Annotated in this window: 9 protein-coding genes and 1 pseudogene; 5 read left to right on the top strand and 5 right to left on the bottom strand. The window is 57.1% G+C overall.

Annotated elements, in window-relative coordinates:
* The first annotated feature begins 252 nt into the window (after positions 1-252).
* On the top strand, positions 253-1,827 hold the full coding sequence (locus C1T17_RS02840; protein ID WP_145958941.1) for an MFS transporter: 1,575 nt from the start codon (positions 253-255) through the stop codon (positions 1,825-1,827).
* Positions 1,828-1,928: 101 nt separating this feature from the next.
* Here C1T17_RS02840 and C1T17_RS22075 read toward each other — a convergent pair.
* From C1T17_RS22075 to C1T17_RS02815, 5 genes and pseudogenes are all read right to left on the bottom strand, one after another.
* Positions 1,929-2,348: pseudogene (locus C1T17_RS22075) on the bottom strand (MFS transporter); the annotation flags it as partial.
* A 297-nt stretch (positions 2,349-2,645) separates the two neighbouring features.
* Positions 2,646-4,112 (bottom strand): aldehyde dehydrogenase family protein, encoded by a 1,467-nt coding sequence (locus tag C1T17_RS02830; RefSeq protein ID WP_104952121.1) that lies wholly within the window; start codon positions 4,110-4,112, stop codon positions 2,646-2,648.
* A 65-nt stretch (positions 4,113-4,177) separates the two neighbouring features.
* Complete coding sequence (locus C1T17_RS02825) at positions 4,178-5,173, bottom strand: PhnD/SsuA/transferrin family substrate-binding protein (RefSeq protein ID WP_223262763.1); 996 nt, start codon at positions 5,171-5,173, stop codon at positions 4,178-4,180.
* A gap of 40 nt (positions 5,174-5,213) precedes the next feature.
* The gene (locus C1T17_RS02820; protein ID WP_104952120.1) at positions 5,214-6,887 is read right to left on the bottom strand and encodes a hydantoinase B/oxoprolinase family protein; all 1,674 of its coding nucleotides are present in this window, start codon (positions 6,885-6,887) and stop codon (positions 5,214-5,216) included.
* A 2-nt stretch (positions 6,888-6,889) separates the two neighbouring features.
* On the bottom strand, positions 6,890-8,956 hold the full coding sequence (locus C1T17_RS02815; protein ID WP_189338471.1) for a hydantoinase/oxoprolinase family protein: 2,067 nt from the start codon (positions 8,954-8,956) through the stop codon (positions 6,890-6,892).
* Between the two features lie 489 nt (positions 8,957-9,445).
* On the opposite strand from C1T17_RS02815, the gene C1T17_RS02810 reads away from it, so the two are divergent.
* The 4 genes from C1T17_RS02810 (at position 9,446) to C1T17_RS02795 (ending at position 14,694) form a co-directional block, all read left to right on the top strand.
* Entirely contained in the window at positions 9,446-11,644 is a 2,199-nt protein-coding gene (locus C1T17_RS02810; RefSeq protein ID WP_104952118.1) for a TonB-dependent receptor, read from the top strand.
* Between the two features lie 297 nt (positions 11,645-11,941).
* Complete coding sequence (locus C1T17_RS02805) at positions 11,942-12,784, top strand: NAD(P)-dependent oxidoreductase (RefSeq protein ID WP_104952117.1); 843 nt, start codon at positions 11,942-11,944, stop codon at positions 12,782-12,784.
* A 202-nt stretch (positions 12,785-12,986) separates the two neighbouring features.
* Positions 12,987-13,979 carry an aldo/keto reductase gene (locus C1T17_RS02800; RefSeq protein ID WP_104952116.1) on the top strand — a complete coding sequence of 331 codons (993 nt, stop codon included), beginning with the start codon at positions 12,987-12,989 and terminating at the stop codon, positions 13,977-13,979.
* A gap of 187 nt (positions 13,980-14,166) precedes the next feature.
* Positions 14,167-14,694 (top strand): TetR/AcrR family transcriptional regulator, encoded by a 528-nt coding sequence (locus C1T17_RS02795; protein ID WP_262982721.1) that lies wholly within the window; start codon positions 14,167-14,169, stop codon positions 14,692-14,694.
* Positions 14,695-14,696: the final 2 nt, after the last annotated feature.

Below are 14,696 nucleotides of genomic sequence, written 5' to 3'. Positions count from 1 at the left end.
TTTTAAACGGCCACGAGCACGATCTTTTATATAGGCGCCAAGACGGTGCAAAGTGCGCTCACCCGATTAGCCAGGTAGAGCCCGTCGGCGGCGGCTCCCGAGCGGTGCGAATTCAAAACTACCGAACACCGCCAGCCCGCTCCTAGCGGAAACCTCAATCCGGCAGCGGCGGGAACGCTTGAGTTAACCAGCATAACCAAGACCACGGCATTGCGCGCCAATGCAAGCCCGTATCACGGCCGGGGTCCATCCTTGTCGAAAATCAAGCGCGGCAAGCCAGCGCAGCGCGGGACTGGCGGTGATCGGAACGAGCTACAGACATTAATTCATGCCAGAACACCGTTGCCAACGAACTGTCGTCCAGGTCGCGCCGATAGAATAAATCTCTCATATAGAGAATTTATAATGTGGTGTGGACAGGTGCCGCTAATGGACATATCCTCATCTGCGGCGAACCAATGCCGAAATGAAAATGATAGCGTCCGAGACGTGATGAGAGGGTTCGTGACTGATACACAAAGGACGCTCGACGAGGCACCGCTTAGCCGAACCCAGATCATCGCGATTGCGCTAACGGCCTTGATGGGAGCGGTGGATGGCTATGACGTGCTGGCAATGGCGTATGCCGCACCTGGCATCACGGAAGAATGGCAAATAAACAAGGCAACGCTGGGCATCGCGCTTTCCAGCGGGCTGGCAGGCATGGCCTTTGGCTCGCTGACGCTCACACCACTTGCAGATGAATTCGGCCGTAGGAAGATGATCCTTGCGGTTCTTGCTGTTATGGGACTTGGTATATTGCTGACCGCGTTTTCGCGGTCGGTCACCGAGTTGTCGCTCCTTCGCGTTTTTACTGGCGTGGGCATGGGTGCGCTGATCCCGATAATCGCGCCGCTAGCAATCGAATATTCAAACGTGCACAGGCGGCGACTTGCGTTGGCTATCATGACAATTGGATTTCCATTGGGGGCGACGCTGGGTGGGTTCGCTGCAGCGGCCCTGTTGCAATATCATGGGTGGCATTCTGTATTCTTGCTGGGAGCGGCCGCAACGCTGGGGCTTCTTGTCGCCGCTTATTTTTGGCTGCCAGAATCTCCTGCTTTTCTGATTGCCCGTCGCGGGCCACGCGCATTGGAACTGTATAACGATTATCTGCGCCGTTGCGGTCACGAGCCGGCATTGCAGCTGCCGGCGCCAAACGCGGAAGGACCGAAGCACTCGAGCTATGTGACGATATTTGCCCATCGGCAATGGACTGTGACAATTACCCTTGCGGCTATCGACATGCTGTACCTTATGACCGTCTATTACGTGCTTAGCTGGACCCCGCAGCTAATTGTCGACCTAGGACACACAAGTGCCTTTGCCACTATGGCAGTCTCACTGGGCGCGATGGTTGGCGTGCTTGCGTCGCTGGCCATCGGGCTGATCGGCATCAATGTTCCGCTCCGCTGGATCACCGCAGGGCTTATGACGGGGCTCTCCATCACAACCGCCGCATTTGGTATAGGCGGCTTCAGCACCATGGGTCTCGTATTGCTCGTTGCGGTTACGGGCACGTTCCTCTATGGTGGGACGACAGCGATAAATGGTCTGATTGTGAACAGCTTCACGGTCGACAGTCGGGCAACTGGCGCTGGTTTTGTCATGGGGGTGGGTAGGCTTGCCGGCGTTATCTCTCCGGCGCTTGCAGGTTTTCTGTTCACCGCCGGGCTCCAGCGTCCGAGTGTCTCCGTAATGATCTCGCTCTGTACGTTGATGGCAGCTTCACTTGTACTGTTCAGCCGCCAACTCCGCTCCGTCCAGGGAGACTTGGAGCGCAGCTGATGATGCAAAACCGACAAATCCGCCCAGAAGGAAAACCGACTGCCAGCCAACACGCTCCTGCAGCGCCGCGGCGAGCCAGCCACCAACCACGCCGCCGATCCGGAACCGATCGCCTTGATGGCAACGACGAAGACTCGGTTTTTCATGTTCGAGAGCTCGGCGGCGACAGGATTTACAATGACCATCGTCGCGCTGATGCCGATCCCGGTGATGAGCCTGATTGCTGCCATCTGCTCGATTGACGAGACAAGGGCGGACGCGAGCATGCCCACCGTCATAATGGCGAGGCTCCCCAGCACGACTGGCTTGCGACCGATAAGGTCGGCCAGCGGGGCGAGAAGGAAAGCGCCGACCAGTGTTCCGCCCAACCCCGTCGATAGCAGGACACCCAAGCCGGAGGCTCCTACTTTGAACTCTTGCGCGAGCGCTGGTGCAACGAAAGCCGCGGCAAGCAGGTCATAGCCGTCCAGGGCGGACAACAGTGCGGTGATGAGTATGCCGACAATCTGGGGCCGAGACATTGGTGTGTCTTCGAGAATGAGCCGGGGATCATTTGCTTCAGAGGGTGCCATTGGAACAGACTCGCTTTTACGGTTGCGCCGACTTGGTGCAGACCCGCGACCTATTAGGCCTTGTTTTAACGCGATCCACTCGCTGGGGGCACATCAGAAATGATCTCAAATACTTGAATAAACCTCCAAGTCATCGGCGCTGATGATCAGCGCATTATTTAGTAAAATCTTGAAGTACATGAGATGGTTCCCAGCAATAGCGCGTCATCTATTTCGGCTATTAGCCCAGCTCTTTGTTTCGTACAGTTATTTTCCAGCCAGGTTGATGAAAACATTCTTTTCCTGCGTGTAGGAGAGTAATTCTTCCAAACATTCTTCACGACCGATGCCGGACTGCTTAAAGCCGCCAAAGGGCGAGCCGACGGCATGACGCGACACTTCGTTGATCCAACAGAAGCCTGACTGCGCGCGTCCGATGATACGATGCGCCTTGACGAGGTTTTCGGTGAAGACAGCAAAGGTGAGACCATATTCGATATTGTTGATCTGGCGCAACGCCTCCTCCTCGTCGGACCAGCGAAGGACCGACAATACGGGGCCGAAGATTTCCTCGCGCGCGATCCGCATGTCCATTGTCACGTCAGCAAAAATAGTTGGATAGAGAAAACAGCCATTGGCCAACTCTGGATCCTCCGGTCGGGATCCGCCGAAAATGAGCCGGGCGCCCTCTGCTTTAGCACTTTCGATATAGCCCAGGACACGTTCCAGCTGCGCCTTGTTGACCAGACTGCCCATCGTGGTTTGCGGGTCGGTGGGCAGACCCGGACGGTAATTCGCTGCATATTTCGGAAGAAGTTCGAGAACCTGATCGTAAATATCGTCATGAATGAACGCCCGGCTGGTCGATCCGCAGGACTGGCCGCACCAGGTGAAATTCATGCCCCGGACTACGGCAGCGGCAACCTTTTCCGGGTCCGCGTCAGGCAAAGCCATCAGGGCGTTCTTGCCACCAAGTTCGAGTATGACACGCTTTAGCGAGCCGGATGCGGCGCGCATGACAGCCTTGCCGGTGGGCACACTTCCGGTCACCGCGACCAAGGCGACATCGCCATGCGCGACGAGTGCAGCGCCAACATCGCGGTCGCCCGGAACGACGTTATACGCGCCCGCGGGGAGCAGATGACCGATCAGTTCGGCTGCGCGCAGCGCGGAGAGGGGTGCCTGCTCCGGTGGCTTCACCACCACCGAATTGCCTGCTGCGAGCGGCGCAGCGGCGCGTCCGACGCCAAAGATGAAAGGATGATTGAACGGCGCGATACGGGCCACGACACCATAAGGTTCACGGACAGAGAAGCTGAGCGAGTCTGGCCCCATCGGAACCGATGCACCCTTCATCTCGGTCACTAAGCCCGCGTGGAAGTCCATCGCTTCTGCCGAAAGCTCGATATCCCGGCGCAGTTCCGCCACAGGATTGCCGCAATCGACGGCATCCAGCAACGCCAATTCCTCAGCGTTCTTGCGGATGATCGCCGCGATCTCCCGCAGAATCTTCGCCCGTTCGGACGGAAGCACGTCGCGCCATTCGATCTGGCCCGCAACGGCCGCCGCCACGGCGGGATCGATGTCCGCCACAGATGCATAGGCGATCTTGGCCAGAACCTCGCCGGTCGCCGGGCTTTCGACCATGGCGGTGCCTTGCTCGATCGGGCTGTGCCAAGCACCGCCATAATAGAGCCCCTCTGCCTTGGGAAACTGAATAGCACTGCCAGCCATTGTCATATTCTCCGATAACTTCACGCACCCGCGTGACATTTTCAATTTGCAAGCCTCGCCTGCGCCTAAACCTTGACTTCCACAAATGTCGAAGGTGCGAACAGGTCTTCCAAGGTGAGGAGGCGGTCAGTCAGACCGTGACGGTAGGAATAGTCGAGCATCAGCGACAATGTCTTCTTGTTTGCGCTGATGCCGTACGGCCAGAAATTCGGACCCATCAACCTCTTGGTCTCATCCAGTTGCGCGTCGAACCAGGGAAGCGTCACGCGCAGTGCTGCAACGTTCGAAAACCAGTCGACGGCAAAATCCTTCGCGGCGCAGAACGCGTCGAATACGGCGTTCGGGAGCCAGGGATGCTTATCGACGAGTTCGCGGCGGATGCCGACGACATGCATGATCGGGAAGACTTTGGTCTTGGCATAATAGGCTTTTTCTGCCGCCGGATAATCAGGGAACATGCGTTTGACGTTCGGGCTTCCGCTCGAAAACGATTTCGGCGTCCGTGCCGATATCAGCGCGTCGATCTCACCCGATACGAGCATCGCATCCAGCGTTTTGTCCGGGGCAATAGTGTCGAATTTAGTACCCGATGGTAAGGTAAGCGGAACTTTCTCATACCGGCCGGGCTCGTCGAGTCCTCCCTGAAACCAATGCATCATGTTCGGCGAGACGCCATATTCATCGTCCAGAAAGCCCCGCGCCCACAAAGCAGCTGTCATCTGATATTCTGGGACGCCCATTTTCTTGCCGATGAGATCAGCTGGGCTCGAGATACCAGCGTCGGCATTATAATATATGGCTGAATGCCGAAATATGCGGGACAGAAATACGGGGATGGCCACATATTTGTTCTCACCGCGCGCAACGGCAGTAATGTACGATCCCATTGAAAGTTCGGCAATATCATATTCGGCCGTTTCGAACGCACGGAAAAACATCTGTTCATGGCCTGCCGTCATGAATGTGTGGTCACATCCTTCGATCCTGACGCGGCCGTCCATCAACGCCTGCACACGGTCGTAAACAGCGGACATGATAGACAAATTGAGACGCTCGCTCACTCGACTGCTCCTATGCAAAAAAGGTATTGAACCGTGATTGTCAGCCATCGCCTCCAGCCTGGAAGCCATAAAGCTCGCCCGCGGCCTGCAAGCTGACATACCCATTGTCGACATCTGCCTGGACCATGTCGCGCGAACGTTCAGCCGGGTTTCCGTAACCGGCGCCGCCGCCCCGCTCGAAACGGATGATGTCGCCTGCCAGAAGCGGGCGCGTTTCGAGCGGGTAAAGATTGGTGGCCTCGCCGTTGGCTCGCTTGAGAATGACCCTGGACGGACTGGCAGCCGCACCGCCCAGCACCCCAGCCGCCGTAAATTGATGGCTCGAAGAACGGATGGTCAGGCTGGCGTCTTCCAGCAGTTCATATTCCCGTGCATAGCCTGATCCACCGCGGAACCGGCCCGCACCCGCTGAATCGCGCAACATTTCGAACGCCCGAACTCGCAGCGGATATTCGCTTTCCACGAGTTCGATCGCTGTCCCCGGCGTAAAATGATTCATGGGTTGCACGATCGCAGCGCCGTCATGGCTGCTGACGCCGCCCAGGGCAGTGTTGAACAGATCATAGAGCACAGCCGGTTTCCCGCTGCGCGCCTTGGCATAGCCGATAGAGACCGCGCCTGCACACAAACCCGATGGTGCCACAGCCCGCTTCGGGTTCAGTTCGGAAAGTGCTGATAGAACCAGATTATAGACCATGTGCGCGGGCGGGAAATATAGATTGACCGTCGCCGGACGGCTGGCGTTGACGATCGACCCCTCCGGCAGGATAAATTCCACCGGACCAGCAATGCCGGCGTTGATCGGAATGGAGGGATCACTTGCAGCGACAACCCCCAACAAAGCGACTGACCGGGTCGTAGAGGCACTTAGATTGACCGGGCCGTCTGATTGCCCTGCACTGCCGGTGAAATCAAGGATCAGGCGGGATCCTATTTTCGTCGCCTTCAATGCGACGCGAACAGGTGTCGTCGCCGTTGCCTCGTCATAGTCCATAAAGCCGTCGACCGAGACTTCTGTATCCCGCCACTGCGCAATTTCGCTGCTGACTTGACGCGAGGCGCGCTCGATAAGATCGGTTTGCACGGCAAGCACCGTGTCGCGGCCATATTCGTCGCAGAGATCCTTAAGTCTGGCAGCGCCGACGCGCGTGGCTCCAACTTGCGCGCGCAGATCGCCAAGGACGACATCGGGGACGCGGCTGTTGTTCGCGATGATCGCAGCCACGTCTTCGACGACACCCTCTGGCGTTTGAAATCGAACTGGCGGCAAAATGACACCATCATGATAGATTTCTCGCGCCGCGGCCCCTGCGGAGCCTGGCACAATACCGCCGATATCCGATTTGTGCGCTACGCTGACGCCGAAGCCGATCAGTACGCCCTCGTGGAACGCGGGGGTAATGGCACCATAATCTGACGCGTGAGGCGAACCGCAGATGTAGGGATCGTTCCCGACGAAGCTGTCGCCTTCCTTCAAGGTCTCGGCGGGGAAACGCTCCAGCACCGCGCATACGGCTTGCTCATAAGCGCCGAGGTGATATTTCAGTCCGCCTCCGAGCATGACGACCCGGCCTTGTGGATCGGTGAGCCCGGCCGTCCCATCCTTCGATTCGCGCAGAATGTGCGAATATCCGCTGTGGTAAAGGACGTGTTCCATGGTCGCGGCCGCTTCGCGCAGGCGGCTGCCGACCACTTCGGTGGTTATTGGATCCATGATTACTGATCTTCCTGTTCTTCGATGACCAAGGTGCCGTTGGGCATCACCGTTGCGTCCTGCCGCGCTAAGATTACGACGGTGGAGTCATATTGCTGGATCAGCGCCGGGCCGGCGATCACTTGCCCGGGCTGCATGTCGGCCCGGTCGAAGACATTCGCGTTCAGGAACCGGTCGCTTTCGAGATCAAAGAGTTCGCGGCTCTCGACTTTTCTCAGGGGATCAGGGGTGCCTACCAAGGCATCGGAGAAGCTCAGGGTCGGGACCGAAATTTCCGACTGCAGACGGAAAGTGACGATCTCGATGTCTTCCGCCGGAGCGGATTGGCCGTACATCTGATGATGAAGTTCGTCGAAGCTGGCCTTGATGCCGGCCTTATCACCCCCGCTAATGCGGTCCGGGCAAATCACGCCCAATGTATAACCCTGGTGAAGATATCGCAGATCCAGAAGGCGCGTAAGCGTAACTGCATCTCTCTCGAATCCTTCTTCCTCGGCTTCTGCATAAGCCTGGGTGCACAGGCCATCGAAGATGCTCTCGATCCGCTCGGCAGGGAAGCCAGCCAAACCGCCCATATCCGACTTCAGATACGAGTGCCGCACACTGGTCTGCAGCATACCCATAGCGCAATTGAGACCAGGATAGAGCGGGACAAGGATGCGCCGGATGCCGACTTCACGCGCGACGGCGGCGGCGTGTAGCGGCCCCGCGCCGCCAAAAGCTATCAGCGTGAATTTGCGAGGGTCCTGACCTTGTTCCTGCAGCGCGATCCGCACGTCGATCGCCATCTGCGTATTGACGATCTTCAGGATACCGGATGCGCAGGCGATACTGTCGATGCCGAGCTCGGCCGCCAAGTTGGCTATCACGCCATGTGCGGCCGCCTCGTCCAGCGACAAGGTGCCTGCCAGCAGTGCCTTGCCGCTGAGCGCGCCCAGGACAAGATTGGCATCGGTCACCGTCGCCTGCGTACCGCCCCGACCGTAGCAGGCGGGGCCAGGGACAGAACCGGCGCTTTGCGGCCCGACCTTTAGAAGGCCGTCCCTGCCCGCCGCAGCGATCGTTCCCCCGCCTGCCCCCAATGTTCGAACGCGCAGCATCGGCGTACCGATGTCTTGTCCAGCGATCTCCCCCTGAGCCGTCTCCGGCAGGCGGCCATTCACAATGATGGCAAGGTCTGTGGACGTGCCGCCGATGTCGAAGGTTATCGCATGTTCGCACATCATCGCGCGCGCGAGGTCGGCGCCGGCAATGACCCCCGCGGCGGGCCCGGACAGTAGCGTCTGGTTGGGATGACGCGCACCCAGCGCGATCCGCATCAGGCCACCATTGGACTGCATCAGAAAGGTTTGCGGCGTCACGATGCCGCGCTCCCGCAACCGTTCGGTCAACCGCATCAGATAGACCTCGATCTTCGGGCCGACATACGCATCGATGACCGTCGTCGAAAGCCGCGGATATTCGCGTATGACCGGCAAGACGTGCGACGAAATCGAGACGCGGCAGCTAGGGGCTTCTTCGGCCACGATCCGCGCCGCCAGCTCCTCATGAGTGCTATTGACGAATGAGTAGAGAAAACAGATCGCGATCGCCTCCACGCCTTTGGCGAGAAGGTTGCGTACCGACTGGCGAAGGGCCTCCTCATCGAGCGGGATGAGTACCTCGCCCCTGAAATCCAGCCGTTCCACCGCCTCTTCTGTGAGGGATTGCGGCACCAGAAGCGGTGGCTTTTGGTAGAAAGTATCTAGAAGGTCGCTTCCGGTTGGCTGGGACCAACCGCGTGCTTCGTAGACAGCCCTAAAGCCACGCGTGATCAAGAGACCGGTTTTGACGCCCCGCCCTTCCAGCAGCGCATTGGTCGCCACGGTTGTGCCGTGGGTGAACATCACAACGTCCCTTGCCTCGACCCCGTCGGCGAACAGCACCTCTAGCGCGTTAATGACTGCGAGCGACGGATCCTGCGGGACCGAAGGCACCTTGGCACGCTTCAGTGCGCCAGTTTCTTGTTCGAACGCCAACAGATCTGTGAACGTCCCGCCGGTATCAACACCGACCAACCATCTGGCCAATTCCATCCTCCCACTTGCTTTCCCGCGACCGGCACCGCCTGAAGCGTTCGCACAATCATAAATTCAACAATATTCTCTATATGGAGGACTTTTGTTGATTGCAAATTGTCATTAGGCTAAACGTGGATCATAAAGAGGCCGCTACGCGGTGCAGGAGGGGATTGTGACAGCTTGCAAACACATCGTGGAAAAGGATTTGTGGTGCAGCGCGAATACGTCGTGCAGAACACAATCTCGGTAGATCCGCGTCAACCGTTCCATGGCTAATTATTGGCGAAAACTTTATCGCGATGAGCAGGTTTTGTGCAGTCGCCGAGTTCCGCCAGCTCTTTCTCTAATAACGCCATAAATAATAAAATTGAGAGCTATACCAAATTCTATTGAATACTATAGAATTAATATAGCGGTAGAAACAATACTTTACTCACAAAAATATTTAAACCTTTGTGACATCTATAGGTAATATTATCAGGAGAGGGAGAAGTAAAAATGAGCCGCACAACATCTTCTATCGTCATCGCCGTCGCGACGGTCTATTCTGGCACTGCACTTGCGCAAGACGCGGCCTCGCCTCCGTCCCCAGCATCCAACCGTGGACTGGAAGAAATTGTCGTGACCGCACAGAAGCGGTCGGAAAATCTTCAGCGCGTCCCTATCGCGATCACCGCAGCATCCGGTGAAAAGCTAGCGGCCAGCGGCGTCACGGACACGATGCACCTGAACACAGTTGTTCCCGGCCTTAACGTCCGCGTTGATGCCGGTTCTTTCCAGCCCTCGATCCGCGGTATAGGCACAGCGAGCACGGTGACAGAGAACCCAGTCGCGCTTTACATCGACGGAGTATACATCCCTCAGCAGCGCGAAGGCCTGCGCGAATTCGAAGATATCGAGCAGATTGCGGTGCTGAAGGGTCCGCAAGGCACGTTGTTTGGCCGAAATGCGACAGCTGGTGTTATCCAGATCACGACGAAGCGGCCGAGTTTTGATTTCAGTGGTAAGATGCACGCGGAAGTGGACAATTACGCTACGGTCAAAGGAGGCGCGTACCTGACCGGGGGCCTAAGCGATAATGTCGCAGCCAGCCTCGCTATCGCCTACGGGACGCAGGGCGATGGCTGGGGCAAGAACCGCACAACCGGGAAAGATACTTTCAGGATCGATCACGACTTTTCGATCCGCGGCAAATTGTTCTTTCAGCTCGGTGAGAATACCGACGCCACGATCGCTGGTGACTATGCCGACTGGAAGCGTTTTGCGAACAGCCGCCAGCCATTGCCGGGCACGCGGCTGTCATTCGACAATCCCTATGTGACGAGTCCGCTGAAGTCTGTGTACGATACCTACGCAGGCACCGACTCATACATCGCGCTTCACGGTGGCGGTGTCAGCCTCGCTATAAACCACGGGGGCGAAGCGGTGAAGCTGGTCTCGATAACAGCATACCGCGACTTGGTGGCCGCGAACGTGTTCGATAATACTGCTGTTCCCAATACGCCGAACGCCCCGGCCCTGCAGGTCGTTCGTCAGCCCCGCCTGCCGAGCCGAAGCTTCAGCCAGGAATTCCAAGTCATTTCGAACGGCGGCGGCCGGCTGGACTGGATGTTCGGAGTCTATTATTTCAACTACGACAATATTACGGATCCGATTCAGCGGAACTTTGGCGGCCTGTTCACGCCAAGTCCCACGTCAATTGCGCAGACACTGTCCTACGCGACCGAAAATTCAGAATCCGTCGCACCATTCGGTCAAATGAATTGGGAATTTCTCCCTGATACGCACCTCACATTGGGCGCTCGCTACACCTATGAACGCCGTGAGTTGAAGGATGCGCGTGTGATCTCGACAAATAAGCTGGGTGTTACGACGACTACCAACTTCGCGAAGAATGTACGCTTCAGCGAGCCCACGATCCGCATTGCGCTTGATCATAAATTCTCGGCAGACATGATGGCATATGCCTCGTTCAGTACCGGCTTCAAAAGTGGCGGCTTCAACACGGTCTCGCCGCAAACTGCTGGCTACTTGCCAGAGAAGCTGAAGGCCTACGCGGCCGGGTTCAAATCGGAACTGCTCGATCGTCGGCTGCGCCTGAATGTAGAAGGCTTCTACTACGACTATACCAATCTTCAGGTGATCCAGTTCATCAATACGACCCAGCAGGTCGTGAACGGACCTAAAGCCAAGCTTTATGGAGTAGATGTCGACTTTGAGGCGCAGATCACCGATGGTTTGCGTGCCTCCGGCGGATTCGAACTCGTGCATACCGAGTTCACAGATTTTAATGGCGCCGTGTTCGCATATCCCAATCCCGGCGGGCTCGGGAACACGCTTGCGCCAGGCGACGCCACCGGTAACCGGTTGCCGCTCGCGCAGAGCTTCAGCGGAACGCTGGCAGTTGATTACCATCACGTCTTACCGGCGGGGTCGCTCGACTTCAACGTCACTGCAAATTACAATGGCGACTATTACTTCCAGGCGGACAATCTGGTCCGGCAAAGCCCCTATACCCTCTTCAATGCCTCGGTAACCTGGAACCTGCCGGGCGATGCTATCAGCCTGAAGATTTGGGGAAAAAACCTTGCAAACGAAAAGGTTATCACATCCGTGGTCGAACAGAATATTGGCTTCCCAACCGTGTTTGCCAACCCTCCACTCACATTCGGCGGCAGCATCGCCATCAACTTCTAACACGTCTTTCGAACAAGAAGGGCAAATTGCCAATAGCCCCAGCATTACATTGCTGTGGGTGCAGCAATCGGCTTGGACTTTCCATTCGGGCCACCTGCGCCATGCAGATTATGGAGGTCCGATCAACGCGCGCTACAATTCGCACGACCAGCAGGGAGGATGCCGCGGTTCATATCAGTCTCGGCTGAAGCTCTCCAAGGCGTGGCACTTGGCGGCACCTTTGGTGCAGGTCACTCACTCTTGGCGGCGGCATTTCCCTTAAGTTCGCCATGAAAACAGTTGAAACAGGAGCGACCAATGAATCATATGCAAAGCGGAATGTCGGTGGGGTTCATCGGCCTGGGGGATCAAGGCCTTCCCATGGCCAAGGCTCTGGCCGAGGGCGGCTTCGATCTTCATGTATGGGCGCGCCGGCCCCTCAGCTACAAGGATCTGGGGAAAGTGCGCTATACCGCGCACGACGGGTTAGGCGCTCTCGCGCAAGCCTGCTCCGTTGTCGCTCTCTGCTTACGCACTGATGACGACCTCTTTGAAGTCGTACAGAACGGACTTTTAACCGGACTAAAAAAAGGCTCAGTTATCGTCAACCACGGCACGGGGACACCCGCAAATGCTGGGCACCTGGCCGAATTATGCGCACAGCACCGCATCGAGAGCCTGGATGCGCCTGTCAGTGGTGCGCGCCGGGGCGCGGAAGAAAAAACACTGACAACGCTTGTGGGCGGACCAGAGGCGGTGGCAAATCGTTGCGAGCCTTTATTCCAGAGCTTTTCCCGCCATGTAGTTTACCTGGGGGATTCAGGATCGGGGCAGGCAGCTAAGCTCTTCAACAACACCATGATGATCATGAACCAAGCCAATGTCGCCGACCTCGTCGATCTTGCAAGTCGCTATGGCCTCAACCTCTGGAAGCTGATCGAGGCGATCAAACTGTGCAGCGGTTTCAGCAACTCGCTTATTCATATCAACACCGTCCTAACACCTGAGACAGCGCCCCATATGGCGGCCGTCGAAGCGGAGGATATGGACATTTTTGCCAAGGTCATGGCGAATGCGGGTATCGACGCCGAAGCTGTTGTGGCGCGTGGCCATCACGGCGCCAAAATGTTGCCGGACCTGATCCGAAAGCTGAACTGCTGACCATCACGCGCTTGAAGCGCATGGTTGTACCTCGTGATGATCGGCGCCCTCCGCCGCATTTAAAAACCATGAACATCGGGACGGTACTGAGTCGTCGCGTCTCTCAATAGCACTGCAACGTCAGTGGAAGGCTGGCCTTCTGCTTACGATCGACCGGGTACCAACCACCTTTGCAGTCCGCCATAGAAGGAATACCTGTTGCATGCTGTGTCGCCAACTAGGCTCGACGGGCCCAATCGTATCTGCTCTTGGTCTGGGTTGCATGGGAATGTCGGGCCGCTATGGCGCGGCCGATCGCGCCGAAAGCATCGCAACCATTCATGCCGCACTCGACCAGGGCATCAACTTGTTCGACACTGGCCATTTTTACGGCGACGGCCATAACGAGCTTTTGTTAGGCGAAGCACTGAAAGGCATATCGCGCGACCGCTACATATTAAGCGTCAAGTTCGGCACATTCGGCGATATCAATGACCCGGACTCAACCCAAAATTTGAGCAAGAAAGCAAAGGGCGCGGTTATAGCCGGCCTTCGCAGACTGGGCGTTGATCATATCGACATATATCGTCCAGCCCGTGCCGACCCCGCGATCCCCTATGAAGAAACTATTGGTGCCGTGGCCGATCTCGTCAAAGCGGGATATGTACGCCACATCGGACTTTCTGAAGTGGGCGTCGCCAACATCCGCCGGGCTGCAGATGTTCATCCAATCGTCGATGTGCAGGTCGAATATTCGTTGCTGACGCGTAATCCGGAGGCAAATCAGCTTGCCGTCCTGCGTGAGCTGGGAATCTCGGTTACTGCCTATGGGGTTCTGTCTCGCGGTCTAATTACCAACAGCTACCAAGGCGATAAGCTTAAGCCGGGGGATTGGCGCCTCACCGGGCCGCGCTTCCATGCCGAGAATATTGCCCATAATCTTTCGCTCGTGTCGGGTTTGAAGGAAATAGCAGACACGCATCGGGTCAGCATCGCGCAGCTTGCGATCGCCTGGGTTGTGGCGCAAGGTCCGGATATCGTACCCCTTATCGGCACGACCAAGCGGAGTCGCCTTGGCGAAGCGATTGACGCGCTGCGAACCTGCTTGTCCCAAGAAGATCTGGCGGCGATCGACAGGATTACGCCACTGGGAGCGGCGAAAGGAGAACGCTATCCGCCACAGGCAATGTCGGAATTAGGCGAGGCAGACGACTGAAAAGACGCACGGAACATGGCTATCCCCCGAGATCCCAACTAATCCTCCGGCTGGAAGCTGCAGGTGCTAGCAAAAATGCCTAGGGCCATCTTTTTTTGTTGACTGAGTAGTCACTCTATACAAAGATAGCCGAGGCAGAAGAGAGATCATGGCGCGACCCAAGAGCGATGAGAAGCGGAATGCAATAATGTCGGCGGCGACCAGCATTATCGCCTCCGAAGGCCTTGGTGCAGCGACGGCGGCAATCGCGAAGGAAGCCGGGGTCTCCAATGGTTCGTTGTTTACTTACTTCCCCACCAAAACCGATCTGCTAAATCAGCTCTACATCGAACTTAAGAGGGAAATGGCGGCAGCTGCCGTCGGCAATCTCCGTGCCGACGGGGATATTCGGCAGCAGATGTTCCAGACATGGTTGGACTGGCTTTACTGGGCGACTTCCTGCCCCGAAAAGCGCAGGACGCTGGCGCATCTGGATGTATCAGACGATATTACCGAAGAAAGCCGTCAGGCCGCGCACCAAATGATGGCCGGCGTAGCGCAACTTCTGGAACGCAGCCGCGCAACCGGGCCGATGTGCGATGTCCCACTTGCTTTCGTAACAGCACTTATGAGCGCTCTGGCCGAAACGACGATAGATTTCATGATCCGCGATCGGGCCAATGCCGAAAAACACAGTGTCGCTGCCTTCGACGCCCTCTGGCGTATTCTCAGTTGAAT

The organism is Sphingobium sp. SCG-1 (assembly GCF_002953135.1).
Classification (GTDB): domain Bacteria; phylum Pseudomonadota; class Alphaproteobacteria; order Sphingomonadales; family Sphingomonadaceae; genus Sphingobium.
The sequence above is the reverse complement of the archived record's forward strand: the minus strand, read 5'-3'. Positions and strand labels throughout refer to the sequence as shown.